31 protein-coding genes are annotated in these 23,842 nt (G+C 62.2%); 18 read left to right on the top strand and 13 right to left on the bottom strand.

Annotation, left to right across the window (positions count from 1 at the left end; genetic code table 11):
• Nucleotides 1-46 precede the first annotated feature (46 nt).
• From AC1Q67_RS14595 to AC1Q67_RS14580, 4 genes are all read left to right on the top strand, one after another.
• Nucleotides 47-793 (top strand): electron transfer flavoprotein subunit beta/FixA family protein, encoded by a 747-nt coding sequence (locus tag AC1Q67_RS14595; RefSeq protein ID WP_024574805.1) that lies wholly within the window; start codon nucleotides 47-49, stop codon nucleotides 791-793.
• Nucleotides 793-1,722, top strand: a complete 930-nt coding sequence (locus tag AC1Q67_RS14590) for an electron transfer flavoprotein subunit alpha/FixB family protein (protein ID WP_492236101.1) — start codon at nucleotides 793-795, stop codon at nucleotides 1,720-1,722. Before AC1Q67_RS14595 ends, AC1Q67_RS14590 begins: the two co-directional genes overlap by 1 nt.
• A gap of 157 nt (nucleotides 1,723-1,879) precedes the next feature.
• A complete protein-coding gene (locus AC1Q67_RS14585) occupies nucleotides 1,880-2,758 on the top strand; it encodes a 3-hydroxybutyryl-CoA dehydrogenase (protein WP_024574803.1) in 879 nt (292 codons plus the stop codon).
• A gap of 80 nt (nucleotides 2,759-2,838) precedes the next feature.
• On the top strand, nucleotides 2,839-3,018 hold the full coding sequence (locus AC1Q67_RS14580; protein ID WP_006018796.1) for a YjfB family protein: 180 nt from the start codon (nucleotides 2,839-2,841) through the stop codon (nucleotides 3,016-3,018).
• Here AC1Q67_RS14580 and AC1Q67_RS14575 read toward each other — a convergent pair.
• From AC1Q67_RS14575 to tlpA, 8 genes are all read right to left on the bottom strand, one after another.
• A complete protein-coding gene (locus tag AC1Q67_RS14575) occupies nucleotides 3,015-3,395 on the bottom strand; it encodes a VOC family protein (protein ID WP_492236100.1) in 381 nt (126 codons plus the stop codon). The two genes, AC1Q67_RS14580 and AC1Q67_RS14575, sit on opposite strands and share 4 nt — an antisense overlap.
• Nucleotides 3,396-3,408: 13 nt before the next feature.
• On the bottom strand, nucleotides 3,409-3,798 hold the full coding sequence (locus AC1Q67_RS14570) for a VOC family protein (RefSeq protein ID WP_024574801.1): 390 nt from the start codon (nucleotides 3,796-3,798) through the stop codon (nucleotides 3,409-3,411).
• 142 nt (nucleotides 3,799-3,940) lie between these two features.
• Complete coding sequence (locus AC1Q67_RS14565; protein ID WP_024574800.1) at nucleotides 3,941-4,384, bottom strand: VOC family protein; 444 nt, start codon at nucleotides 4,382-4,384, stop codon at nucleotides 3,941-3,943.
• A 90-nt stretch (nucleotides 4,385-4,474) separates the two neighbouring features.
• The gene (locus tag AC1Q67_RS14560) at nucleotides 4,475-4,834 is read right to left on the bottom strand and encodes a DUF1428 domain-containing protein (RefSeq protein WP_024574799.1); all 360 of its coding nucleotides are present in this window, start codon (nucleotides 4,832-4,834) and stop codon (nucleotides 4,475-4,477) included.
• Nucleotides 4,835-4,906: 72 nt separating this feature from the next.
• The gene (locus AC1Q67_RS14555) at nucleotides 4,907-5,533 is read right to left on the bottom strand and encodes a glutathione S-transferase family protein (RefSeq protein WP_492236099.1); all 627 of its coding nucleotides are present in this window, start codon (nucleotides 5,531-5,533) and stop codon (nucleotides 4,907-4,909) included.
• Nucleotides 5,534-5,568: 35 nt separating this feature from the next.
• On the bottom strand, nucleotides 5,569-5,916 hold the full coding sequence (locus AC1Q67_RS14550) for an SRPBCC family protein (protein WP_492236462.1): 348 nt from the start codon (nucleotides 5,914-5,916) through the stop codon (nucleotides 5,569-5,571).
• Nucleotides 5,883-6,308: an ArsR/SmtB family transcription factor gene (locus AC1Q67_RS14545; protein ID WP_492236098.1), complete on the bottom strand. Its 426-nt coding sequence runs from the start codon at nucleotides 6,306-6,308 to the stop codon at nucleotides 5,883-5,885. The genes AC1Q67_RS14550 and AC1Q67_RS14545 overlap by 34 nt, the downstream gene beginning before the upstream one ends.
• An 87-nt stretch (nucleotides 6,309-6,395) precedes the next feature.
• Nucleotides 6,396-7,070, bottom strand: coding sequence for a thiol:disulfide interchange protein TlpA (gene tlpA, locus AC1Q67_RS14540; protein WP_492236097.1), 675 nt, complete (start codon nucleotides 7,068-7,070; stop codon nucleotides 6,396-6,398).
• Between the two features lie 68 nt (nucleotides 7,071-7,138).
• Here tlpA and argH point away from each other — a divergent pair, with 68 nt between their 5' ends.
• The 4 genes from argH to AC1Q67_RS14520 all read left to right on the top strand — a co-directional run bounded on the left by argH (nucleotide 7,139) and on the right by AC1Q67_RS14520 (nucleotide 11,446).
• Nucleotides 7,139-8,536 (top strand): argininosuccinate lyase, encoded by a 1,398-nt coding sequence (argH, locus tag AC1Q67_RS14535; RefSeq protein WP_492236096.1) that lies wholly within the window; start codon nucleotides 7,139-7,141, stop codon nucleotides 8,534-8,536.
• Between the two features lie 83 nt (nucleotides 8,537-8,619).
• On the top strand, nucleotides 8,620-8,901 hold the full coding sequence (locus AC1Q67_RS14530; protein ID WP_492236095.1) for a hypothetical protein: 282 nt from the start codon (nucleotides 8,620-8,622) through the stop codon (nucleotides 8,899-8,901).
• Between the two features lie 4 nt (nucleotides 8,902-8,905).
• Nucleotides 8,906-10,165, top strand: coding sequence for a diaminopimelate decarboxylase (gene lysA / locus AC1Q67_RS14525; protein ID WP_492236094.1), 1,260 nt, complete (start codon nucleotides 8,906-8,908; stop codon nucleotides 10,163-10,165).
• Nucleotides 10,166-10,456: 291 nt separating this feature from the next.
• Nucleotides 10,457-11,446 (top strand): Bug family tripartite tricarboxylate transporter substrate binding protein, encoded by a 990-nt coding sequence (locus AC1Q67_RS14520; protein ID WP_492236093.1) that lies wholly within the window; start codon nucleotides 10,457-10,459, stop codon nucleotides 11,444-11,446.
• Nucleotides 11,447-11,499: 53 nt separating this feature from the next.
• Here AC1Q67_RS14520 and AC1Q67_RS14515 read toward each other — a convergent pair whose 3' ends face one another.
• Nucleotides 11,500-12,177 carry a methyltransferase family protein gene (locus tag AC1Q67_RS14515; RefSeq protein WP_492236092.1) on the bottom strand — a complete coding sequence of 226 codons (678 nt, stop codon included), beginning with the start codon at nucleotides 12,175-12,177 and terminating at the stop codon, nucleotides 11,500-11,502.
• A gap of 281 nt (nucleotides 12,178-12,458) precedes the next feature.
• Between AC1Q67_RS14515 and AC1Q67_RS14510 the strand changes: the two genes are divergently transcribed.
• The 6 genes from AC1Q67_RS14510 (at nucleotide 12,459) to AC1Q67_RS14485 (ending at nucleotide 17,617) form a co-directional block, all read left to right on the top strand.
• Nucleotides 12,459-15,032, top strand: a complete 2,574-nt coding sequence (locus tag AC1Q67_RS14510) for a TIGR02302 family protein (RefSeq protein ID WP_492236091.1) — start codon at nucleotides 12,459-12,461, stop codon at nucleotides 15,030-15,032.
• A 129-nt stretch (nucleotides 15,033-15,161) separates the two neighbouring features.
• Complete coding sequence (locus tag AC1Q67_RS14505; protein WP_024574788.1) at nucleotides 15,162-15,560, top strand: ArsR/SmtB family transcription factor; 399 nt, start codon at nucleotides 15,162-15,164, stop codon at nucleotides 15,558-15,560.
• Nucleotides 15,561-15,616: 56 nt separating this feature from the next.
• Nucleotides 15,617-16,057 (top strand): VOC family protein, encoded by a 441-nt coding sequence (locus AC1Q67_RS14500; RefSeq protein ID WP_024574787.1) that lies wholly within the window; start codon nucleotides 15,617-15,619, stop codon nucleotides 16,055-16,057.
• 44 nt (nucleotides 16,058-16,101) lie between these two features.
• Nucleotides 16,102-16,632 (top strand): SRPBCC family protein, encoded by a 531-nt coding sequence (locus tag AC1Q67_RS14495; RefSeq protein WP_492236090.1) that lies wholly within the window; start codon nucleotides 16,102-16,104, stop codon nucleotides 16,630-16,632.
• A gap of 17 nt (nucleotides 16,633-16,649) precedes the next feature.
• Nucleotides 16,650-17,048: a DoxX family protein gene (locus AC1Q67_RS14490; RefSeq protein WP_024574785.1), complete on the top strand. Its 399-nt coding sequence runs from the start codon at nucleotides 16,650-16,652 to the stop codon at nucleotides 17,046-17,048.
• Between the two features lie 35 nt (nucleotides 17,049-17,083).
• Nucleotides 17,084-17,617 (top strand): SRPBCC family protein, encoded by a 534-nt coding sequence (locus AC1Q67_RS14485; RefSeq protein ID WP_024574784.1) that lies wholly within the window; start codon nucleotides 17,084-17,086, stop codon nucleotides 17,615-17,617.
• Between the two features lie 21 nt (nucleotides 17,618-17,638).
• Here the strand turns inward: AC1Q67_RS14485 and soxR are convergent, their stop codons facing one another.
• A complete protein-coding gene (soxR, locus tag AC1Q67_RS14480) occupies nucleotides 17,639-18,097 on the bottom strand; it encodes a redox-sensitive transcriptional activator SoxR (RefSeq protein ID WP_492236089.1) in 459 nt (152 codons plus the stop codon).
• Between the two features lie 104 nt (nucleotides 18,098-18,201).
• On the opposite strand from soxR, the gene AC1Q67_RS14475 reads away from it, so the two are divergent.
• Entirely contained in the window at nucleotides 18,202-18,582 is a 381-nt protein-coding gene (locus tag AC1Q67_RS14475) for an antibiotic biosynthesis monooxygenase family protein (RefSeq protein WP_492236088.1), read from the top strand.
• Between the two features lie 19 nt (nucleotides 18,583-18,601).
• Here AC1Q67_RS14475 and AC1Q67_RS14470 read toward each other — a convergent pair whose 3' ends face one another.
• Nucleotides 18,602-19,390 (bottom strand): SDR family NAD(P)-dependent oxidoreductase, encoded by a 789-nt coding sequence (locus AC1Q67_RS14470; RefSeq protein ID WP_492236087.1) that lies wholly within the window; start codon nucleotides 19,388-19,390, stop codon nucleotides 18,602-18,604.
• 152 nt (nucleotides 19,391-19,542) lie between these two features.
• Here AC1Q67_RS14470 and AC1Q67_RS14465 point away from each other — a divergent pair, with 152 nt between their 5' ends.
• Nucleotides 19,543-20,745 (top strand): multidrug effflux MFS transporter, encoded by a 1,203-nt coding sequence (locus AC1Q67_RS14465; protein ID WP_492236086.1) that lies wholly within the window; start codon nucleotides 19,543-19,545, stop codon nucleotides 20,743-20,745.
• Between the two features lie 16 nt (nucleotides 20,746-20,761).
• On the opposite strand, the gene AC1Q67_RS14460 is transcribed toward AC1Q67_RS14465, so the two are convergent.
• Both AC1Q67_RS14460 and AC1Q67_RS14455 read right to left on the bottom strand, forming a co-directional pair.
• Nucleotides 20,762-21,136, bottom strand: coding sequence for a response regulator (locus AC1Q67_RS14460; RefSeq protein ID WP_492236085.1), 375 nt, complete (start codon nucleotides 21,134-21,136; stop codon nucleotides 20,762-20,764).
• Nucleotides 21,137-22,015: an MJ0042-type zinc finger domain-containing protein gene (locus tag AC1Q67_RS14455; RefSeq protein ID WP_492236084.1), complete on the bottom strand. Its 879-nt coding sequence runs from the start codon at nucleotides 22,013-22,015 to the stop codon at nucleotides 21,137-21,139. It lies immediately after the preceding gene.
• Between the two features lie 174 nt (nucleotides 22,016-22,189).
• Between AC1Q67_RS14455 and ftsE the strand changes: the two genes are divergently transcribed.
• Together ftsE and AC1Q67_RS14445 are read left to right on the top strand one after the other, a co-directional pair.
• The gene (gene ftsE, locus AC1Q67_RS14450; protein WP_024574777.1) at nucleotides 22,190-22,849 is read left to right on the top strand and encodes a cell division ATP-binding protein FtsE; all 660 of its coding nucleotides are present in this window, start codon (nucleotides 22,190-22,192) and stop codon (nucleotides 22,847-22,849) included.
• Nucleotides 22,842-23,804 (top strand): cell division protein FtsX, encoded by a 963-nt coding sequence (locus AC1Q67_RS14445; protein WP_492236083.1) that lies wholly within the window; start codon nucleotides 22,842-22,844, stop codon nucleotides 23,802-23,804. Before ftsE ends, AC1Q67_RS14445 begins: the two co-directional genes overlap by 8 nt.
• The last annotated feature ends 38 nt before the right edge of the window (nucleotides 23,805-23,842 follow it).

Here is a 23,842-nt window from a genome sequence, read left to right as displayed (position 1 = left end):
GCTTTAAAGTGGATGTGATCAACCATTTCAGGACGAAAGGGAACCGATGAAGGTTCTGGTGCCGGTTAAGCGCGTCGTTGACTACAACGTCAAAATTCGCGTCAAGAGCGACGGGACGGGCGTTGAGCTCGCCAACGTCAAGATGTCGATGAATCCGTTCGACGAAATCGCTGTCGAGGAAGCCCTGCGCCTGAAAGAGGCCGGCAAGGCGACCGAGGTCGTGGTGGTGTCGATCGGGCCCGCGCAGGCCTCGGAGACGATCCGCACCGGCCTCGCCATGGGCGCCGACCGCGGCATCCTTGTGAAGACCGATGCGACCGTCGAGCCGCTCGGCGTCGCCAAGATCCTCAAGGCCGTCGCGGAAGAGGAAAAGCCGGGCCTCATCATTCTCGGCAAGCAGGCGATCGACGACGACAGCAACCAGACCGGCCAGATGCTGGCGGCATTGCTCGGCTGGGCGCAGGCGACCTTCGCATCGAAACTTGAAGTTGATGGATCGGACTTCAAGGTCACGCGCGAAGTCGACGGCGGCCTCCAGACTGTCAAGGTCAAGGGACCGGCGATCGTCACCACCGACCTGCGTCTCAACGAGCCGCGCTACGCGAGCCTTCCCAACATCATGAAGGCGAAGAAGAAGCCGATCGACGAGAAGGCTGCCGACAGCTTCGGTGTCGATCTCTCGCCGCGTCTCGAAGTTCTCAAGACAACCGAACCTCCGGGCCGCAAGGCCGGCGTCAAGGTCAAGGACGTCGCTGAGCTGGTGTCGAAACTCAAGGAAGCGGGGGCGCTCTGATGGCCACGTTGCTGATTGCTGAACACGATAACGCATCGATCAAGGACGCTACCAACAAGGCGCTGACCGCCGCTGCCGCGCTCGGCGGCGAGGTCGACGTGCTTGTGGCTGGCGAAGGCGCCAAGGGCGCGGCTGAAGCCGCCGCGAAGCTCAAGGGCGTCCGCAAGGTGCTGCTGGCCGATGGCGCTGCTTACGCGCACGACCTGGCCGAGCCGCTGGCCGCGCTGATCGTCTCGCTCGCAGGTTCGTATGACGCCATCGTTGCGCCGGCGACCACCCGCTACAAGAACACGCTGCCGCGTGTTGCGGCTCTGCTCGACGTGGCGCAGATCTCCGAGATCATCAAGGTGGTTTCGCCCGACACGTTCGAGCGGCCGATCTACGCCGGCAACGCGATCCAGACCGTGAAGTCGAAGGACGCCAAGAAGGTCATCACCGTCCGCACCTCGACCTTCGGTGCGACCGGCGACGGCGGCAGCGCAACGGTCGACAACGCGGCGGCTGCGGCCGACCCGGCGCTGTCGAGCTTCGTCGGTGAGGAAGTCGCCAAGAGCGATCGTCCCGAACTGACCTCGGCGAAGATCATCGTTTCCGGTGGCCGCGCCATGCAGAGCCGCGAGAACTTCACCAAGTACATCGAGCCGCTGGCGGACAAGCTCGGCGCCGGCGTCGGCGCTTCGCGCGCTGCGGTGGACGCGGGCTACGCGCCGAACGACTGGCAGGTCGGCCAGACCGGCAAGGTGGTCGCGCCCGAACTGTACATCGCCATCGGTATTTCCGGCGCGATCCAGCATTTGGCCGGCATGAAGGACTCCAAGGTGATCGTTGCGATCAACAAGGACGAAGACGCCCCGATCTTCCAGGTCGCGGACTTCGGTCTGGTTGCCGATCTCTATCAGGCGGTTCCTGAACTGACCGCCGCCCTTTGAGACGAACTTCCGGGCGCGCAACGCGCCCGGAACCTGCTATGTTGAGCGTTCCGGCGGGTCTTTCGAAACCCCGGCTGGTGTTTGACGTAATGTTAAAGAGGGTGCGGCAAGGTGATTGCCGCATCCTGCGATAGCGAGCCATAGAGACCGGAAGCGAATGGCAACGATCAAGACGGTTGGTGTGATTGGATCGGGGCAGATGGGCAACGGCATTGCGCACGTTGCCGCCCTCGCTGGTTTCAATGTCGTGCTTTACGATGTGTCCGCCGATCGCCTGAAGTCCGCGATGGCCACCATCAACGGCAACCTGTCGCGTCAGGTTGCCAAGAAGACCATCACCGAAGACGCGCACAAGAAGGCTCTCACCAGGATCAGTTCGGCCGACAGTCTCGACGGGCTGGCCGCATGCGATCTTGTGATCGAGACCGCGGTCGAGAAGGAAGAGATCAAGCGCAAGATTTTTCACGATCTCTGCGCTGTGCTGAAGCCCGAGGCGATTATCGCATCGAATTCGTCGTCGATCTCGATCACCCGGCTTGCGGCTTCGACCGACCGGCCCGAGAAATTCATCGGCATCCATTTCATGAATCCGGTTCCGGTGATGGAACTGGCCGAGTTGATCCGCGGCATCGCCACCGATGATGCGACGTTCGACACAGCGCGCGAATTCGTCACCGCGATGGGCAAGCAGATTGCCGTCTCAGAGGATTTCCCGGCGTTCATTGTCAACCGCATCCTGCTGCCGATGATCAACGAGGCGATCTACACGCTCTATGAGGGCGTCGGGAACGTCGAGGCCATCGACGCGGCGATGAAGCTCGGCGCGCATCATCCGATGGGCCCGCTGGAACTTGCGGACTTCATCGGCCTCGATACTTGTCTGTCGATCATGCAGGTGCTGCATGAGGGGCTGGCGGATTCGAAGTATCGTCCGTGCCCGCTGCTGGTGAAGTATGTCGAAGCCGGCTGGCTCGGCCGCAAGTCGCAGCGCGGTTTCTACGACTACCGCGGCGACAAGCCGGTCCCGACGCGGTAATTCGCCGCGCGTCCTTCAGATAAAATTGTTAACCGTCTCCGGCTACGGTCGCTCAACTTGAGTCGGAGAGTGCGTTTTCCATGGACGTGATGAGCATCGTCAGCAGCATGATGGCCATGCAAGCTGCAAACACCCAGCAGCAGATTGCAACCAGCGTCATGAAGCAGAACATCGATTCGGAGAAGTCGGTGCTGCAACTGCTCCAGCCTGCTGCGAACAACCCGCCGGGTGTCGGCGGCAATCTCGATATTTCGGTCTAATCGGCCACTGGCGTGATCCATCCGATACCGGCACCGCCGGGCTCGGTCAGGATCGCGATGCGTCCCACATTCGGGACATCGAAAATCGGCCGCATCAGTTGCGCACCCGCAGCAACCGCCGCCTTTACCCGCGCATCGACATCATCGACTGCCAGGTAGGACATCCAGCCCTCGGGGACGCCTTCGAAGGCGGGCCTGTTGGTCGGAAAAATTCCGGCGGCCATTTCGCCGTCGGCATACGCCACCCAGTAGGTCGCGCCATCCTCCATCGGCATGCTCTCGAAGGTCCAGCCGATGGTTTTCTGATAAAACTGCTTGGCGCGTTCCGGGTCCGGCGTCATCAATTCGTTCCAGTGGAAATGGCCGTGGGACGTCATGGTGATTTCCTCGTTACATTATGCCATTGGCATCGAGCACGGACAGGATGTTGCCTGCGGGGTCCTTGAACCATGCGATGGTCGGGCCGCCGTTGCCACGGGAAATGCCCTTTGCGTCGGTCTTGAATTCCGGTTCGTTGTAGATTTCGAAACGCACGCCGCGTTTCCCGAGTTCGTCGACCGCCTTGTCGACGTCATCGACCGGAAAGTTGAGAACGGTGAAGGTCGCAGGCGCGTGGTTGGCTTTCGGATAGATCAGCACATGGGCGCCGCCGCCGAGATGCAGGTTCAGGATTCCGTGGTCTTCGGAGACCTCAAGTCCCAGTGTGCGGCCATAGAACTCCTTCGCCTTTCCGATATCGTTGGCCGAGAAGCCGCTGAATGCATGACTTGCTTTCAACATGGCTGTGCTCCTTTGCATCACGATGGCTTCGGCTTGCGCCCACGCGGTGTGAAACGCGCGGGCGTAGAGATTGGTTGCGCCTCCACGGGCCGGAACGGCTTTGACCCCATTCCGGCCCGGAGTTTCGCGGTTCCAGGCCGCGTCAGGCAGCCTGCTCATACGCTTGCTTCAAGGTTTTGATGTCGAGCTTGACCATTTTCATCATGGCTTCCATCACTTTCTGTGACTGCGCCGGCGTGCCGCCTTTCATCAACTCTCCAAGCGCGGTGGGGACGATCTGCCATGACAGGCCGAATTTATCCTTGAGCCATCCGCATTTCGATTCTTCCCCGCCGTCGGCGGTCAATTTGTTCCAGAAGTAATCCACCTCCTCCTGGCTCTCGACGCTGACGAAGAAGGAGATTGCCTCGTTGAACTTGAATCTCGGGCCGCCATTGAGAGCGTTGAACTTCTGGCCTTCGAGTTCAAAGGTCGCCATGAAATCATTGACGGTTTCGACTTTGGCGTTGGGAAACACCGATTTGTAAAAAGCCACAGCCTCGGGGACGTTGTTATCGAACCAGAGGAACGGCGTGATCGAAGTCATCGGAATATCCTGTTGGTTTGACAGAGGGGAACAAGATGTCGTTGAGACGGGTTCTCGATCGTCTGGCGGACCAGAGCCGTGATTGCGGCTCTACGCCGTGACGATGGTGTCGAACCCGCCGAAGAACATGCGCTTGGCGTCGAACGGCATCTTCTTCGGATCCATCATTTTCGCGAGGCGCGGATCCTTCATCACCTTGGCCATCACGGCGTCGCGATGCTTGCGCGACCTGTAGGTGATCCATGAGAAGACCACAGTCTCGCCGGCCTTCAGCTTCACGCTCTGCGGAAACGACGTCAGCTTGCCGGGCTTGACGTCTTCGGCGACACATTCGCGATAATCGAGCGCGCCATGATCGAGCCAGACCTTGCAGGCCAGCTTCGCCAGCGCCTTGTAGGCTTTCAGGTTCTTCTTCGGGACCGGCAACACGAATCCATCGACATACTGCATTTCAGACTCCTTGGTGGTTTCCAGGCTTGAGCCGGTAAATTGTCCGGCGGTGAACGGAATTTGATTTCGGGATCAGGCGGCTCTGGCCCGGTTGGCGGGGAATGGATCGCGCCAGGCCGGCAGTTCGTTCAGTTGCGCATGCCAGCGGACGATTTCGGGAAATTCATCGATCGGAATACGCGCGTCTTTTGCGTAGGGCAGGGTGATGGCGACGGCGAAGTCGGCCACGGTGAGTTTGCCGCCCACCAGATAGTCCCGTCCGCGCAGGTGACTGTTCAGCACATTGCCGTACTGCCTCACCCATTTCTGGGATTCCGCCACGATCGCCGGATCCGGCTCGCCCATGCCGAGGAACGGCTTGATGAGATGCTGGAAGTACAGTGTGCCTGCATGACGGGTGAAGTGGTCCGCGCTCCAGCTCAGCCAGCGCATCACTTCGATCTGCCGCTCATCATCGGGCCACAGATCCGATCCCGCCGCCCGCGCGAGGTGACACATGATCGCGTTTGCCTCCCACAGCGTTGTGTCGCCGTCCTCAAGCACGGGGACCTTGCCGTTCGGATTGATGCCGAGAAACCGCGGCGTTCTGTTTTCCGACTTCGCCAGATCGACATGCACGAACTCGACCGGCGAATTGAGATACTTGGCGACCGCGCATGCCTTTCGCGGATTGAGCGTCTCGGAATAGAAAAGCTTCATGTCGCACTCCTGTTACGCTTTCGGGGGCTGCGCGTTCAGGTGAAGAATTTCTCAAGCTTGTCGAGCGTTCCGGTCCAGCCGCGCTTGTGGCCATCGCGGGCGGCTTCGTCGAAGAATTTGTCGTGGGTCAGTGTGAGCAGCGTCACGTCACCTTCTTCGCGCAGCACCACGGTGACCTGCGAGACGCGCTCCGGTGTCGATTGCCACGCCCAGCTGAAGACCAGCCGCTGATAGGGCGTGACTTCGAGATACTTGCCGCCGACTTGATGCGACTGACCGTCGTCGGTGCTGAAGTTGATCTTGAAGTGCCCCCCGACACGCACATCCATGTCGGCCTTCACGCTGTCGCCTATGGTGTGTCCGGGTCCGAACCACTGGACGATCTTCGTGGGGTCCGTCCACGCTTCGAAGACTTTCGAGGCTGGGGCTTTGAGCCGTCGGGCGAGGGTGAGGCTGGGCTGGGTGAGCATAAATCCTTCTCCACAAAAGCGGCGAGACGATCGAGTTGCGCGGTCCAGAAGCGCTGGTAGCGGCTGAGCCATTCCATTGCCTGCTCCATCGGCGCCGCGGTCAGGCGGCACGTGACTGTGCGGCCTGTCTTGCTCCTGGTGATTAGCCCGGCGTCCGACAGCACATCGAGATGCTTCATGACCGCGGGCAGCGACATCGCGAACGGTTTCGCGAGTTCGCTGATCGTGACGCTCTCGCGCCCTTCAAGTTCCGCCAGCAGCGCGCGCCGTGTCGGATCGGCGACGGCGGCAAAAACGCGGTTCAAGCGGTCTGCTGAATAGTAAACCATGTAGTTAAGTATAGGGGTGCGTGCGATGACGTCAAGAGGTCGACGTCAAAGGGAACTGCGGCGTTATTTCGCGGTGGCGGCCTTGATGAGCTTTACAGCGTCGTCGCTGGCCCATTCGGCGGGGCCTGCAATGGTGGCGATCTCACATCCCGCGCCGTCGACCAGCACCGAGGTTGGCATGCCCAGTGCACGGCCGGCGCTCTTGAGGTCCTGAAACACCTTTGCCTTCTGGTCATGGAAATAGGCCAGCTGAGTGAGGCCGCCTTCCTTGAGGAAGTTCTTAGGCTTCTCGGGATCGCGGGTATCGATGTTGATCGCGACCACTTCGAAGTCCTTGCTGCCGAGCATCTCCTGCAATTTGTCGAGCGCCGGCATTTCCTTGCGGCATGGCACGCACCAGGTCGCCCACAGATTGATAAGGACAGTGCGGCCCCTCCACTCCGACAGCCTTCTGGTCTTGCCCTCGGAATCCTCGAAAGCGAGATCGGGCAACTGAAGCGGAGAGGTGGCCATGGTTAATGCGGCGACCTCGCCCCTGGCCAAAGGCGCTATTTTCTTGGCCAGATCGACCGCGGGCGCACATTGAGCCTGCGCTTGCGCATTGCGCATTAACCCACCGATCCCGTATACCCCACCCATTCCCGCTGCGGCCGCTATAATGACGGAAACGACGGTCATTCGGATGCGAGAAGCATTCCTGCGGGCCAAATTGGGTGTCGATGGATCGATGTCGGGCATGGGTCTCGTCTGACGGAAGTGTCGGTTGGCGGTTGGATTTCTGAGCAGGAACGCGTGAGTACCAGGATATGAGCAACAAGATGTGGGGCGGCCGCTTCGGTGAAAGTCCCGACGCGATCATGGAGGAAATCAACGTCTCGATCGACGTCGATCAGCACCTTTACGCCCAGGACATTGCTGCGTCCAAGGCCCATGCAGCCATGCTCGCTGCTCAAGGCATCATTACGGCCAACGATGCAAAAAACATCGCAGGCGGTCTAGACACGATTTTGTCAGAAATCGGCAAGGGATCGTTCTCGTTCAAGCGGGCGCTGGAAGACATTCACATGAATGTTGAAAGCCGTCTCGGCGAACTGATCGGGCCGGCGGCGGGACGTTTGCACACTGCTCGCTCGCGCAACGACCAGGTCGCGACCGATTTCCGGCTCTATGTCCGCGATGTCATCGACGACATCGACAGGGCGCTGGCGGCCTTTCAGCGCGCGCTGGTGGATCGCGCCATCGAACATGCCGATACCGTGATGCCGGGCTTCACCCATTTGCAGACCGCGCAGCCTGTGACATTCGGTCATCACCTGCTGGCCTATACCGAGATGGCGGCGCGCGACCGCGGCCGTTTTGCCGATGCCCGCAAGCGGCTGAACGAAAGCCCGCTCGGAGCCGCCGCGCTGGCCGGGACATCGTTTCCGATTGACCGCCACGCCACCGCGAGCACGCTGGGCTTCGATCGCCCGATGGCGAATTCGCTTGATGCGGTCTCTGATCGGGATTTCGTGCTGGAGACGTTGTCAGCATCCGCGATTGCGGCGGTCCATCTGTCGCGCTTCGCCGAGGAGATCGTGATCTGGACCTCGCCGCTGGTCGGGCTGGTGTCGCTGTCGGACAAGTTCACGACCGGCTCGTCCATCATGCCGCAGAAGAGGAATCCGGATGCGGCAGAGCTGGTCCGCGCCAAGACCGGCCGCGTCATCGGCTCGCTGACGGCGCTGCTGATCGTGATGAAGGGACTGCCGCTCGCCTATCAAAAGGACATGCAGGAAGACAAGCAGGGCGCGATGGAAGCGTTCGCGGCGCTCTCGCTGGCGATCCGCGCCATGACCGGCATGACGCTCGATCTCGTGCCGGAGGAAGCGCGCATGAAGGTTGCGGCCGGCGAAGGCTATGCGACGGCGACCGATCTTGCCGACTGGCTGGTGCGCACGCTGAAAATGCCGTTCCGCGACGCGCATCATGTAACCGGCCGCATCGTGGCGAAGGCGTCGGAGCAGGGGCTGGCGCTGCACAAGGTGCCGCTTGCGGAGATGCAGGCGGTTGAACCCCGGATCACCGCTTCGGTGTTCGACGTGCTGTCGGTGCAGGCTTCTGTTGAGAGCCGGACCAGCTACGGCGGTACCGCGCCGGACAACGTGCGCAAGCAGGCCAAGGAATGGCTCAAGCGGCTTGAAAAAGAGCAAAATTCGGGCTGACCACGGATATTTTCGTTCAATCCGGGCCTCGCCAGAGCGGCACCTTCTTTGTATGGTGGCGCGCAATTTGGGGACACTCGCGCGTGACTTCTCGTTCGAACCGCTCTTTCTCGAAGCTGATGGCCATCGGGCTGATCGCGCTGCCATGCGTGCTGGCCGGTTGCGGCCGCAAGGCCTATCTCGACGCGCCTCCCGGTGCCTCCGTGGACCAGACCAACCCGCAGAACTCGGACTTCGCCACGGCCGATCGGAATTCGGCGGCAAACCTGCAGAACGAAGTGTATCGGCCGCCCGGCAGCGCCAACGTGCCGCTTGCGCCGCGCGGCGAGAAAAAGCGGATCCCGCTCGACGCGATTCTGGACTGATCCCATGAATCACTTCCAGTATCGCAACGGCGTGCTGCACGCCGAGGACGTGAGCTTGACCCGCCTCGCTGGTGAGGTCGGGACGCCGTTCTATTGCTATTCCACCGCGACGCTGGAGCGTCATTATCGCGTTTTTGCGGACGCCTTTGCGGGCGTGCCCACGCTCGTTTGTTATGCGATGAAGGCGAATTCCAATCAGTCCGTGCTGCGTACGCTGGCAAAGCTCGGCGCGGGCGCGGATGTCGTGTCCGGCGGCGAATTGAAGCGCGCCCGTGCCGCGGGTATTCCGCCGCAAAAGATTCTGTTCTCGGGAATCGGCAAGACCGAAGCCGAACTGCGTCAGGCGCTGGCGGAAGATATTCTCTGCATCAATGTGGAGTCCGAGCCGGAACTCGACTTGCTGTCGAAGCTCGCGAGCGAGACGGGCCGAACTGCGCGAATTTCCGTGCGCATCAATCCCGACGTCGATGCCAGGACCCATGCGAAAATCTCCACCGGCAAGTCCGAGAACAAGTTCGGGATTCCGCTGACCCGCGCGCGCGAGGTTTACGCCCGCGCCGCGAAGCTCCCGGGCATCAAGGTGACCGGTGTGGACATGCATATCGGCAGCCAGATCACCGATCTCGGGCCGATGGAAGACGCGTTCAAGCTGCTGGTGGAATTCGTCGACACGCTGCGCGCCGATGGTCACACCATCTCGCATGTCGATTTCGGCGGCGGTCTCGGCATTCCCTATGAACACGATCTGCCTAATCCGCCGGATCCGGTGGCCTACGCGGCCATGGTCAAGCGCGTGACGAAGGGGATCGACGCGACATTGATGTTCGAGCCGGGACGCATGATCGTCGGCAATGCCGGGATTCTCGTCGCCCGCGTGATCTATGTGAAGCATGGCGATGCGAAGAACTTTGTCATCATCGATGCCGCGATGAACGACCTCATTCGTCCGACGCTGTATGAGGCGCATCACGATGTCCTGCCGGTTCGCGAGGATACGACGCGCAATTTCGTCGCGGATGTGGTCGGCCCTGTCTGCGAGACCGGTGACTATCTCGCGCTCGACCGCAAGATGGCCGAACCGAAGCCGGGCGATCTGGTGGCGATCATGACGGCCGGCGCTTATGGCGCGGTGCAGTCCGGCAGCTACAACACGCGTGCGCTGGTGCCTGAAGTGCTGGTCAAGGACGGCCAGTATGCCGTGGTGCGTCCTCGCATCGATGCCGAAGCCCTGATTGCCATGGACCGCGTCGCGCCGTGGCTGTAGCGGCGTAACGCCAAAAGCGCCGCGCTGAGCGGCATTTCCCAGACAGAAAAATTATCTTCTCATCGCTGTTCCGGCGCGAGATGAATCCGCCAGTGCGCCATATCATTTCGCAATAGCATTTCATTGCTGAAAGGCCGTTGCGAGATGATCTTTAGAGCTCATCGATGCGCTCCGCTCCACTGATGAAGCGGCCGCGCAGCCGATCAGGTCATCAGCGCGCCTCCGCCGCGATCATGCGGCGACAGGAGTGATGCACGACGAGTCCTGATCGAAATGGCAGGGGAATTCGTCATGCGCTCTTTTGGATTTCATCGTTTTCTTGTCGCAGCGGCTGCTGCATCGGCTCTTCTTGTCGGCATCAGCACGGGCGCTTTCGCAGACGCGTGGCCGAGCCGCACGATCAAGCTGATCGTGCCGTTCCCGGCTGGTGGTGCGGCGGACACCATCGCGCGGATCTACAGCGAGAAGCTCAGCGAGGCGCTGAAGCAGCCTGTCGTGGTTGAAAACAAGGCGGGCGCCGGCACGGCCATCGCGGCTGAAACCGTGGCCGCGGCCGATCCTGACGGATACACGCTGTCGCTGGCGCCCGCGGGACAGCTCACCATTCTGCCGCACGTGAACACGGCCATTAAGTTCGATCCGTTCAAGAGTTTCGCGCCGGTATCGCCGTTGGCGTCGGTGCCTTACGTGCTTGCAGCGAGCCCTGACGCGCCGGTATCGAGCGTGAAGGATCTCGTCGCCGCGGCAAAGAAGGAGCCGGGCAAGTTCACCTATTCGTCGTGCGGTCCGGGAACGCTCTGCCATCTGAGCGGTGAACTGTTCAAGAGCCTGACCGGCACGGACTTGCTCCATGTTCCGTTCAAGGGCAGCGCGCCTGCCGTCAACGCCTTGCTCGGCAATCAGGTGAATCTCGCGTTCGATACCCTGACTGTGCTCGCACCCCAGATCAGGGATGGCAAGGTCAAGGGGTTGGCGGTGACAAGCCGCGAACGTTCTTCCTTGCTTCCCAATGTGCCCACCGCCGCGGAAGCCGGCGTGGCTGACTTCGTGGTGGACTCCTGGTTCGGCCTCGTCGTGCCCGCGGCGACGCCGGCCCCGATCGTGGAGCGTCTGAACGCCGAAGTGATCCGCATCGGAAAACTCCCGGACGTGCGCGAGCGTCTTGAAGCGCAAGGCCTGAGCGTCACCACCTCGACGCCTGAGGCGTTCACGCAGTTGATCCGCGTCGATTATGAGCGTTGGGGCAGGGTCGTAGATACCGCGGGAACCAAGATTAACTAACGGTCGGCGCAGACAGGCTCCGTGGCTTTGATCGCAGCTGCCCTGGTTGCGATCTACCACACTCCCGGAATCAGCCGGTAACGCACGCGCAAACGGTAAGCATCGTAGCCCGGCAGGTGGATGACGAGAAATCGCTCTTCATCGATCAGGCGCACGGCGACCATCGCACTCAGGATGGCTACGGGAATGAAGGCCCACCATGAACCGAGCGCCAGCGGCGTTGCGAGAAACATCAGGATCGCGCCGCAATACATCGGATGGCGGACGACGGCATATGGCCCCGTCGAGACGACCTTCTGGCTTTCGGCAACTTCGACGATGCTGGAGGCGTAAGAGTTTTCGCGAAAAACCAGAAAGATGATGACGTATCCGATCACGACGCCGATGTCGCCCAGGACGATCAGCGCTGCCGGGACATCCGACCAGTGCCAGCGAAAATCGAAACCGGGCACCAGAAACGCGACGACGCCGGAGACCGCGGTCAGAGTCTGAATGATCTTCTGGCTCTTCTCTTTCTCGGCGACCGGCCCAGCCTTGAGCCGCCGTCCGATCAGCGCGTCGTCGTATTTCGCGAGATACAGGATGATGGCGGCGGAGGCGGCGCCCATGATCGCGAGATAGACCCAGCCCTGCCAGAATCTCAGCGACCAGGCCGGGATGAAAAACAGCGCTGCGATGACAAGCAGCGATCGCAGCAATCCGGCGAATGCCTTGCTGGCGTTGGGGCTCATCGGGCATCTCCGGCCTGCATTGTGCGCGTGAGGTAACTCGCCGCAACGTGCTTCCAAGGCCGGGAACTGTGGCTTGGCGTCACGCTTTTGTGAAACGGAAGCCCCGCTTTTCGGCGGCAGCCTACCTCTTTGGCCGCAGCTTTGCATGTGGGTAGGGCGTTGAAGCCATGCCTCATTGCCGCCGCTGTGCTAACGTCCCGTATCCGACGTTCGCTTTACTCCATGGTACGAATGTCAGAACCGGATCACTAGGTTGCATTGAACTGACTCTGGAGAGCCTGTTGAACGGATCGACCCCAGACCCATCCGAGCATCCGCTCGCTGCCGAGGAGGCCCGGCGTCTTCAGTTGGCGCAGGCTTTGCGGCGGGCGCGGCTTGCGGTCGTATGGGAGCGCGGCTGGCCGCATCTCGCGCGGCTGTTGACTGTCGTCGGTCTGTTCCTTGCGGCATCATGGGCAGGTCTTTGGGTCGCTTTCCCCTTTGCCGTGCGCATCGTTGCATTTACGGTCTTTGCCCTGCTCGCCGCCGTGGCCCTGATTCCGGCGATCCGGTTTCGCTGGCCGACGCGCGAGGATGCGCTGCGCCGGCTCGATCGCGGAACCGGAATTCCCCACCGCCCTGCGACGGCGCTGACGGACACCCTGAAGTCGCAGGACCCGATCACGCAGGCGCTGTGGCAAGAGCAGCGTGCGCGCACGCTGGCCTCGATCAAGCGTATCCGCGCCGGTCTGCCGTCGCCGCGTTTGGCGCTTCACGATCCGTGGGCGCTGCGCGCGCTGGTGGTCGTGCTGATGGTTGCGACCTTCGTCGCTGCGGGCAACGATCGTCTTGCGCGGGTTGTTGCGGCGTTTGACTGGGACGGCGCCTTTTCCGCGGCGAATGTCCGCGTCGATGCATGGGTGACACCGCCGCCTTACACCAGCCGTCCGCCGATCATTCTGTCGAACTCCCTGAACAAGGATGCGCCTGCGTCGGATACGGGGCCTGTCTCTGTCCCGGCGGGGAGCACGCTGATCGTTCGTTCCAGCGGTGGCAGGCTCGATGTCGCCGCTGCCGGTGGCGTGGCGGAAGTTCCGGTGACCGCGAATGCACCGCAAGGCACCAGCGAGCGGCACTTCACCATTACAGGCGATGGCACGGCGCATGTCCGTTCGCCCTCGGGGCAGCCGCAATGGACCTTCAAGGCCATGCCCGATCACGCGCCGAGCATCTCGCTGGCCAAGGATCCTGAACGGCAGGCCAAGGGTGCGCTGCTGTTGTCCTACAAGCTTGAAGACGATTATGGCGTGGCAGAAGCGCGCGCGCAGTTCGCGCCGCGCGCGACCGGGAAAGACAGCAGCGCCGGCGAAGACAGCGCCAGGCCGCAGCCGCTGTTCGATCCGCCATCGATCACGCTCGGACTGCCGAACGTGCGCACCCGCAATGGCGTGGGTCAGACCGTCAAGGATCTCAGCGAAAATCCGTATGCCGGCGCCGACGTCACCTTGACCCTTACCGCGAAGGACGAAGCCGGCAACGAGGGACGCAGCGAGCCGTTCGACATGCGGCTGCCGGAGCGGCTGTTTGTCAAACCGCTGGCGCGCGCGCTGATCGAGCAGCGCCGCAATCTCGCGCTCGACGCCAACCAGAAGCCGCTGGTGCTGATCGCGCTCGATGCGCTGATGATCGCGCCCGAAGCGTTCATGCCCGAGCTCGGACATTATCTCGGTCTGCGCAGCATCGCATCCCAGCTCGGTCACGCCAGTTCGCGCGAGGCCATGCGCGAGACCGTCGACAACCTTTGGGCGCTTGCGGTCGCGATCGAGGACGGCAACATCACCGATGTCGAGAAGGCGCTGCGCGCCGCGCAGGATGCCTTGAAGGAAGCGCTGGAGCGCGGCGCCAGCGACGAGGAAATCAAGAAGCTGACCGACAACCTGCGTGCGGCGCTGGACAACTTCATGCGCCAGCTCGCCGAACAGCTGCGCAACAATCCGCAGCAACTGGCGCGGCCGCTCGATCCCAATACCAAGGTGATGCGCCAGCAGGATCTCAAGAACATGATCGATCGCATGGAGCGGCTGTCGCGCTCCGGCGACAAGGATGCCGCGCGGGCGCTGCTCGAGCAATTGCAGCAGATGCTGGAAAACCTGCAGATGGCGCAGCCCGGGCAGGGCGACGGCGACATGGAGCAGGCGCTCAACGAACTCGGCGACATGATCCGCAAACAGCAGCAGTTGCGCGACAAGACATTTAAGCAGGGCCAGGATTCGCGCCGGGACCGCAGCCGCGGCGAGCAGGGCGACCAGAACACGATGGACGGACTGCGTCAGGACCAGCAGGCGCTGCGCGACCGGCTGGGCAAGCTGCTCGACGACATGAAGAAGAACGGCATGATGCCGGGCCGGCGCGGCGAGAAAGGTCAGCCGGGCCAGGGTCAGCAGCCGGGTCAGGGACAGGACGGCCAGCAGGACGACGGCGACTCGCTCGGCGATGCCGATTCTGCGATGGGCGATGCGGGCAACCAGCTTGGCCAGGGCAACGCCGACAGCGCGGTCGATTCACAGGGCCGGGCGCTCGAAGCGCTGCGCAAAGGTGCGCAGAATCTTGCGCAGTCGATGCAGCCGGGCGATGGACAGGATGGCGGACCGGGCAATCGCATGGGCCGCCAGCAGAACAGCGGCAACACCACCGACCCGCTGGGGCGGCCGCTCAACGGCCGTGAGTGGAGTGACGATCTCACGGTGAAAATTCCCGGCGAGATCGACGTGCAGCGCGTGCGGCGGATTCTGGAAGAACTGCGCCGCCGTCTCGCGGACCCGCAGCGGCCGCAGATCGAACTCGATTACATCGAGCGTTTGCTTAAGGATTACTGAGCCTTATCGCGACGCCGCGGCGTCGCGCGTCACCATCCAGCAATTTCAATCGGAGCCGCTTGACAGTTTTGGGCAACGCTTGTACTTAACCATCAGGTTATTTAACCTAATGGTTATATGAAAGCGAACATGGACCCGCTCAGCATCAAATTCGCAGCCCTCGCCGACCCCACCCGCCGCGCCATCCTTGCGCGGCTGGTGCTCGGCGAAACGTCGGTGACGGAACTGGCGGAGCCGTTTGCGATGAGCATGCCTGCGGTCTCGAAGCATCTGAAAGTGCTTGAGCATGCGGGTCTCGTGACGCGCGGCCGCGAAGCGCAGTGGCGTCCATGCAAGATCGAACCGGCGGCGCTCAAGGAAGTCGACGACTGGCTCGAGAACTATCGCCGCTTCTGGGAGGCGGGGCTGGATCGCCTCGAAGAATATCTCGGCGAGTTGCAGGCGAAGGAGAAGCTCGAAGCTTCTCCAAAGCAGCGCAGGACCGTGAAGCGGAAATCTTCTTCGCGGCGAGCACCTTCAAAAAAGTAAGAGCACTTCTCGGCAAGACTCAAACATCACATCAGACCCAACCGGAGAATTATCCCATGGCCGACCAGTATCCCACGCTGCCTCCGCTCATTCCGCATCTCGTCGTCAACGGCGCCAGCGATGCGATCGAGTTCTACAAGAAGGCGCTTGGCGCAACCGAAGTGACGCGTCTTCCGGCGGAGGACGGCAAGCGTCTGATGCATGCGCAGCTTCTGGTGAATGGCGCGGTGGTCTTCCTGAATGACCACTTCTCGGAATACTGCGAAGCGAACCCTGAAAGCAGCATCCGTCCGCCGAACGTTCTGGGGGGCACATCCTTCGTCATTCATCTTGAGGTCCCCAACTGCGATGAAGCCGTGAAGCGTGCTGCCGACGCCGGCGCGAAAGTCATCATGGCGCCGTGGGATGCGTTCTGGGGCGCGCGCTATGGACAGGTGGTCGACCCGTTCGGCCACGGCTGGAGTTTCGCCCATCCATTGCCGGTCAAGGCGGCGTGATCGCAAGCACGCATCAAAAAGCAAATATCGCTCGGAGAAAAGAAATGGCCTCAGCTCAGCCCGCCGCCTTTGCGGAAACCTACAGCAAGGAATTCGTCATCGAGCGTCTGTTCGATGCTCCGCGCGATCTGGTCTGGAAGGTTTTCACCCAGCGGGATCATTTGATGAAATGGTGGGGTCCGAAGGGCTTCAGGATGATTGTCGGAGATCTCGACCTCAGGCCCGGCGGCATCTTTCACTACGGCATGCAGGCGCCGGACAGCAGCGAGATGTGGGGCAAATGGGTGTTCCGCGAGATCGTCAAGCCCGAGCGGCTGGTCTTTGTCAGCTCGTTCTCCGACAAGAATGCCGGGCTGAGCCGTCATCCGATGGCGCCGACATGGCCGATCGAAATGCTGGGCACGGCGACCTTTATCGATCAGGGTGGGAAGACGCTGCTGGTCAATCGCGTGGTCGCCCTCAACGGGTCCGACGAAGAGCGTGCGACGTTCGAAGGCAACTTCGCCAGCATGACGCAGGGCTATGGCGGAACGTGGGACCAGCTCGCTGCGTATCTCGCGTCGCTGCAAGCCTGAAATCCGGAGCAAGCATCATGAACGAACTGGTTCCGATTTCGACAACGGCGCTGTGGACCGGACGCGTCCTCAGCGGCCTGGTGATCCTGTTCCTGCTGTTCGATGCCGTCATCAAGCTGATTCCGCTCGATGTTGTCATCGAAACCTCGCGGCAGCTCGGCATCCCGACGAACCTCGCGGTCACTCTTGGCGTGCTGACGCTGCTCGGTACGCTGCTCTATGCCTATCCGCGGACCTCGGTGCTCGGCGCAATCCTGCTGACCGGATATCTCGGCGGCGCCATCTATGTGCACGTTCGCGCCGGCAGCCCGCTGTTCAGCCACACGCTGTTCGGCGTTTATCTCGGCATCCTGCTCTGGGGCGGGCTTTATCTCCGCGACGAGCGGCTGCGCCTGATCTTTCCTTGGCGTCGCTGACGCCTGAACCCATCGCATTTGTAACGGAGAGTGACATGACCACCCTGATGTACATTGCCATCATTCTTGCGATTGCGATCGCGATCGTTCTGATCCTCGCCGCGCTGCGGCCGAACACGTTCCGTATCGAGCGGTCCATCGACATCAACGCGCCTGCGGACAAGATCTTTCCGCTGATCACCGATTATAAGAACTGGGGATCATGGTCGCCTTACGAACATGTCGATCCGGCCATGCAGCGGACCTACAGCGGTGCACCGACCGGCAAGGGCTCCGTGTACGAGTGGAGCGGCAACAAGAACATCGGCCATGGCCGGATGGAGATTCTTGAGGCAACGCCTGCGTCCAAAGTCGTCATCAAGCTGGATTTCTTCAGTCCGTTCGAGGCCCACAACATCGCCGAATTCACCATGCGTCCGCTGGGCAGCACGACGACGGTCACCTGGGCCATGCATGGTCCGGCGCCCTACATGGCGAAGATCATGCACATGGTCTTCAAGATGGATCGCATGGTCGGCGGCCAGTTTCAGCAGGGCCTGACCAGCATGAAGGCGGTTGCGGAAAAGTAACGGAGCAATGCGGTGTCCATGCTATCGATCAAACAATCGTGCACCCGGACCCCGCTCACTTGCCCTGTCACCCGGATTGCGCAAAGGGCATGTCTTCAGCGACAGGCAGCCGCATCCGATACAGCCGCTCAACTGGTCGCGCAGGCGGGTCAATGTGGCGATCCGCTCATCGAGATCGGCACGCCACGCCGCCGACAGCCTGGCCCAGTCCTTGACCGTAGGCACTCGTCCATCGGGCAGCGAGGCCAACGCATTCCGGATTGCCGCGAGCGGCAATCCGGTGCTCTGCGCCACCTTGATGACGGCGACACGGCGCAGCACCGCTCGCGGATAGCGGCGCTGGTTGCCGCGATTCCGCGAACTCGAAATCAGTCCCTTCGATTCGTAGAAATGGAGCGTGGAGACGGCGACGCCGCAGCGTTCGGCGACTTCGCCGACGCTCAGCTCCCGTGCAATTGCCGCGAGTTTGTTCTGCTTCATCGTTGCTTGACCTCAACTATGCTTGAGGTTCTAGGCTGCCCTCATCGTCGCCGCAAGCATCGCAACGCAGTGCATGCGACCGGCCGAAAATCAGAGATGGAATCATGCCAGAAGCGAACTATCAGGATCGAACCCAAGCGCAGGACAGCCCGTCGCGGCCGTTCGTGCTCATCAACAGTTTCACGCCCAAGCCGGGCAAGCTCGACGAACTGGAGCTTGTGCTGGAGGCGTCGCGCGATCGCTTTGCGGATCGTGTGCCGGGCTTCCATGGTGGCCGGATCTATCGCGATATCGATGGTGGCTCCGCGCTGCTCATCAGCGTCTTCGAGACGGAGGACCATTACCGAAGCTGGGTTGAGACAGCGATGTTTGCCGAGTATCACGCCCGGATTTCGGACCTCACCGAAGGCATGGGGCAATCCCGGATCGAGGCGAACAGCGTGCGGCGCGAGCGCGCAACCGCGTCCGCTACATGCGCATGCTGAGGTTTCCAGCAGCCCGCTATCAGCCGTTGCGGCCTTCGCCCCGCAGTGTCGGCAAGCCGATGCCGGTGGCCTCGAAGCCGCCGTCAACGCACAGCATCTGCCCGGTGATGTAGCTGGCGCGATCGCTGCACAGGAAGAAGATCGCCTCGGCGAGTTCTTCCTCGAGGCCGTAACGGTTGAGCGGAATGGTATCGTGATAGTCCGCGCGGATCGCAGGCGTGTGAACTGCTTTCGCCATCGCGGTGTCGACCGGGCCGGGCGCAACGGCATTGACGCGAATGCCGAGCGTGGCGAGTTCGACGGCGAACTGTTTGGTGAGGTGGGCGAGGCCGGCCTTGCTGGTGCCGTAAGCGGTGCGCAGGGTCGAGGCGCGGAGCGCGGAAATCGAGGTGATGTTCACGATCGCGCCGCCGCCGGTCTCGCGCATCAGGGGAGCTGCCGCCTGTGTGCAGAGGAACGGCCCGGTCAGGTTCACCGCCAGCACGCGGTCCCAGTCGGCCTGCGTTGTTTCCAGCAGCGGCTTGAAGATCGCGATGCCGGCATTGTTGACCAGCGCGTCGAGTCGTCCGAAGTGCTGAACCGCCTGCCTGAATGCGGCGGCGACCGCGTCGGCATCCGATACGTCGCAGTGGATCGCCAGCGTGGTGTCGGGTGCTGCGAGGGTCTTGAAAGTCTGGGCAAGCAGGTCCTTTTCGATATCGAGCAACGCGACCTGCCAGCCTTCGGCCAGAAACCGCTTCGCTGCGGCAAGTCCGATACCGCGCGCCGCGCCGGTCACCAGCGCCACCTTCCGTTGTTCCTTGGTCATGTCCCGTCCCGTTTCCTGATTGACGCCAACAGCGCTCTCCATGGCATTGACCATTTTTCACGGGCCGCCACAACAGCTTCGCCAGCCGGCCGCGCGGCCTGATCGCGCGCCCGCTCATACAATCGACAAGAACGTTCAGGATACGTCACGCCATGTCTTCAAGCTTTGCAAAAAACGCGATCGTGCTGGGGCTTCTCTCCGCGATCGGGCCTTTCGCCATCGACATGTATTTGCCCGCGCTGCCGGCGATCGCGTCGGATCTTCGGGCATCCACCGCGGCCACCCAGATGACGCTGATGGCGTTCTTCGTGGCGTTCGGGGTGTGCCAGATCGTCTATGGACCGGTTTCGGACATGGTGGGCCGCAAGCCGCCGCTTTATTTCGGGATCGTGGTGTTTGCGCTCGGCAGCATCGGCTGCGGTCTCGCGCCGAGCATCGCGTGGCTGATTTTCTTCCGCTTCGTGCAGGGTCTTGGCGCAGCCGCGGTGATGGTGATTCCGCGTGCGGTGATCCGCGACCTGCACACCGGCGTCGATGCGACACGTTTGATGTCACTTGTCATGCTGGTGTTCAGCGTCTCGCCGATCCTCGCACCGCTTGTCGGCAGCGGCCTGATCGTGCCGTTCGGCTGGCGCGCGGTGTTCGTCGCGGTTACCGTTGCCTCGGTTCTCTCTTTTCTGCTGGTCGCCTTCATGCTTCCTGAAACGCGCCCGCCCGAGGAACGGGTGGAGGTCAGCGTCCGCAGCGTGCTGGATGGTTTTGGCGAGTTGTTCCGCGACTGGCGTTTCCTCGGGCTGACTTTGATCGGCGGTTTCGGCATGGCGAGTTTCTTCGCCTTCCTCGCCAGTTCATCCTTCATTTATATCGGCCATTTCGGGTTGACGCCGACCCAGTACGGCCTGACCTTTTCGCTGAATGCCATCGGCTTCATCGGCGCTTCGCAGTTCAGCGGATATCTGGCTGCGCGTTTTGGTATCGCGCGGGTGGTCTCGGTGGCGGTGACCTGCTTCACGGTGGCGACGCTGGCTCTGTTTGCGGTGACCGCCGCCGGTGTCGACAGCCTCGCCGTGCTGGTTGTGATGCTGTTCATCGCCAACGCCTGGCTTGGGCTGGTGATTCCTTCCACCATGGTGCTTTCGCTGGAAGATCACGGCCCGATCGCGGGCATGGCGTCGGCGCTGGGCGGCACGTTGCAGATGATCACAGGCGCGGTGATGATCGTGGTCGCCAGTGCATTCTTCAACGGGACGGCGCTGCCGATGGTGACCACCATCGCGATCTGCGCGGTGGCGGCTTTCATCCTGACGCGGCTGACGCTGCGCTCTGGAGACACCGCGCCGCAGCTTGCGGAATAGCAAATCTGCTTAGGATTTAGTCGTTGCGCGATGCCAGCGCGTCTGCAACCGCGGTGCGGATATCCGCCACCGCAAATGGCTTGGTGATGACGTCGTGGATGATGGCTTCGAGGCCAGAGGCGCGTTCGCGCTGATCGGCAAAGCCGGTCATCAGGAGAATCGTCAGCCGGGGAAAGTCGCGCGCGGCGGCCAGCGCCAGGGCGATACCGTCCATCACGGGCATCTTAATGTCGGTGAGCAGAAGATCGAATGCGACCTCATCGCGGTTGAGGATCTCAAGCGCTTCCGCGCCGTCCTCGGCGGTGACGATCTCGTGGCCGTCCATGGCGATCGCACGCGCCACCAGCAGGCGCATCGACTCCTCGTCGTCGGCGATCAAAACGCGGGACATTCAGGTTCCTCCAGTCGCGATATCCCGCTTGTGGAAGAACCTCACGGCAATTTCGCGGCCTTCGGCGGGCGGCGACGCCAGCCGTGTCTTGAACCAGGCTTTCTCGCCGGGGTTGAGCACGGGCTGCTCCAGCACGGCATTCCACGCATAGATATCCGCGCCGTTGGCGTCGCGCACGATAAACCGCAGCCGCGGGATTTCCACGGACCTGCGTGCGACATCGACCAGGGCACCTTCGATCAGCAGGACGGTTTTGTCGTTCACCGTCTCGGTGCTGATCCTGAGATCCTCGAAGGCGAGTCCGCGCAGGTTCACGCCCATGCCGATCATCTTGTAGAAGGCGGCGGTTTGCGGCATCGCGCGGACCACATCGGTGCGCCAGGCGATCAGGGCGAACACGACTGCGCCGAGCGCCACGCAGGCCGTCGGAAGAGTCAGAACGCCAGGAAGAGCCTTCGCCCAGTTCGCCGATTTCAGGAACGGTGCGACCGATGAACTGAGTTTCCTGAACCGGGAGGATTTGGCCGGACCGGTTTCGGTCATCGCCTCCTGTTGGGCCAGAGCGGTCCAGTTCTGGCCGGTCTCCCCGGTCTGCCGAGCCGATGGCTCCGACCATTCGCCCGAGATGGGCGGGCTTTCGACATGCGGCATGCCGTTGTTGTGCCAATCGGCCGATACGTCTTCCCGTGCGCCGAAATCGTCCTGCGGGTGAGTTTCTTCCACCTCGTACCCGGACATGGCATCCGCCGAGGTCAGTTCCTGCGGCACGGCGAGCCAGACTTCCTGGCAGCGGGCGCAGCGGACTTTCCGCCCCGCTGCACCGAAATTGGCCGGATCGACCTCGTAGGATGTCGTACAATGGGGGCAAACGATGTGCATGGACGAATCGCTGGAATGAACGCGCTTGGTGGGATGAGGCTATCTGGTGTCCGTTAACGAATCGGAAACCATAACGGCCGCAAAAGCGTTTTACGGTATCCGCCCCTGTGGTTGCCGGCCGAACGGGGCCACCCGGGACGGTATCTCCATCGGTCATGTCGAACGGAGCTGAGATTGGTCCGGTTCGAAAATGTCGGTTTGCGCTACGGGCTTGGCCCGGAGGTCCTGCGCGACCTGACCTTCCAGATTCCCGCCCGCTCGTTCCAGTTTCTCACCGGGCCGTCCGGCGCCGGCAAGACGTCGCTGCTGCGGATGCTGTTCCTGTCGCTGCGGCCGACGCGGGGTCTGGTCAACCTGTTCGGCAAGGATGTGTCGCTGCTCGACAAGGACGGGCGCGCCGAATTGCGTTCGCGCATCGGCATTGTGTTGCAGGACTTCCGGCTGCTCGATCACATGACGACGTATGAGAACGTCGCGCTGCCGTTCCGCGTCATGGGCCGCAGCGAATCCAGCTACCGCAAGGAAGTCATCGATCTGCTGAACTGGGTCGGCCTCGGCAAGCGGATGGACGCATTGCCGCCGATCCTCTCCGGGGGCGAAAAGCAGCGCGCCGCGATTGCCCGCGCGGTGATCGCCCGGCCGCAGCTCCTGCTGGCGGACGAGCCGACCGGCAACGTCGATCCGTCGCTGGCGCGGCGGCTGCTCAGCCTTTTCATCCAGTTGAACAAGTCCGGCACCGCCGTCATCATCGCCACTCACGACATCGCATTGATGGATCAGTACGAGGCGCGGCGCATGGTGCTGCATGAATCGCGGCTGCACATCTATGATTGATGATCGCAAACCGGTGATGGATCTGGGCGACAGCACGTCGGAAGTCGCCGCGCATGCGCGCAACCTGTCGCCGATCGTTCCGCGCGGATCGATTTCCGGGCGCGCGCTGATCGCAGTTGTTGCCATCATGACCTATCTGGCGTCGATGACGACGGGCGCGGTGCTGCTGGTGCGCGCATCGGCTGCCGAATGGCAGTCCGACGTTTCGAGCGAACTCACCATCCAGTTGCGGCCTTCGCCCGGCCGCGACATCGAGCGCGACGTTCGCAGCGTCACGGAGGCGGTGCGGGCACAGCCCGGAATTCTGGAAGTGCGGCCGTTCAGCAAGGCCGAGTCGGCGCGGCTTCTGGAGCCGTGGCTGGGCACCGGATTGTCGCTCGACGATCTTCCCGTTCCGCGCGTGATCGTCGTGCGTGTCGCGCCGGGGTCGACGCCGGATCTGGTGACTCTGCGCCGAAGTATCGCGCAGGCCGCGGCATCCGCCACCATTGATGACCATCGCGCGTGGATCGAGCGGATGCGTTCGATGACCGGCGCGATCGTTCTGGCGGGCACCGGGATTCTTATTCTCGTGATCGTTGCGACAGTGATCTCAGTGTCGTTTGCCACGCGCGGTGCGATGGCGGCCAACCGGCCGATTGTCGAGGTGCTGCATTTCGTCGGCGCGCAGGATCGCTATATCGCCAACCGTTTCTTGCGCCATTTTCTGCGGCTCGGCCTTGAGGGCGGTCTGATCGGCGGACTGGCGGCGATGCTGACCTTCGGCTTCTCGGAATCCATCGCAAGCTGGTTTTCGGGGACGCCGGTGGGCGATCAGTTCGCAGCGCTGCTGGGGACATTCGCGCTGCCGGCCTCGGGCTATCTGGCGCTGGCCGCCCAGACCCTGATGATCGCCGCGGTTACGGCGTGGGCCTCGCGGCGGACGCTGTTTGCGACCCTTGAAGAGATCGACTGAGTGTGTTTTCAGGCGGGCCGGTGCCGCTTTGGCAGAGA

The organism is Afipia sp. GW823-FHT06G09, assembly GCF_058794875.1.
The sequence above is the reverse complement of the archived record's forward strand: the minus strand, read 5'-3'. Positions and strand labels throughout refer to the sequence as shown.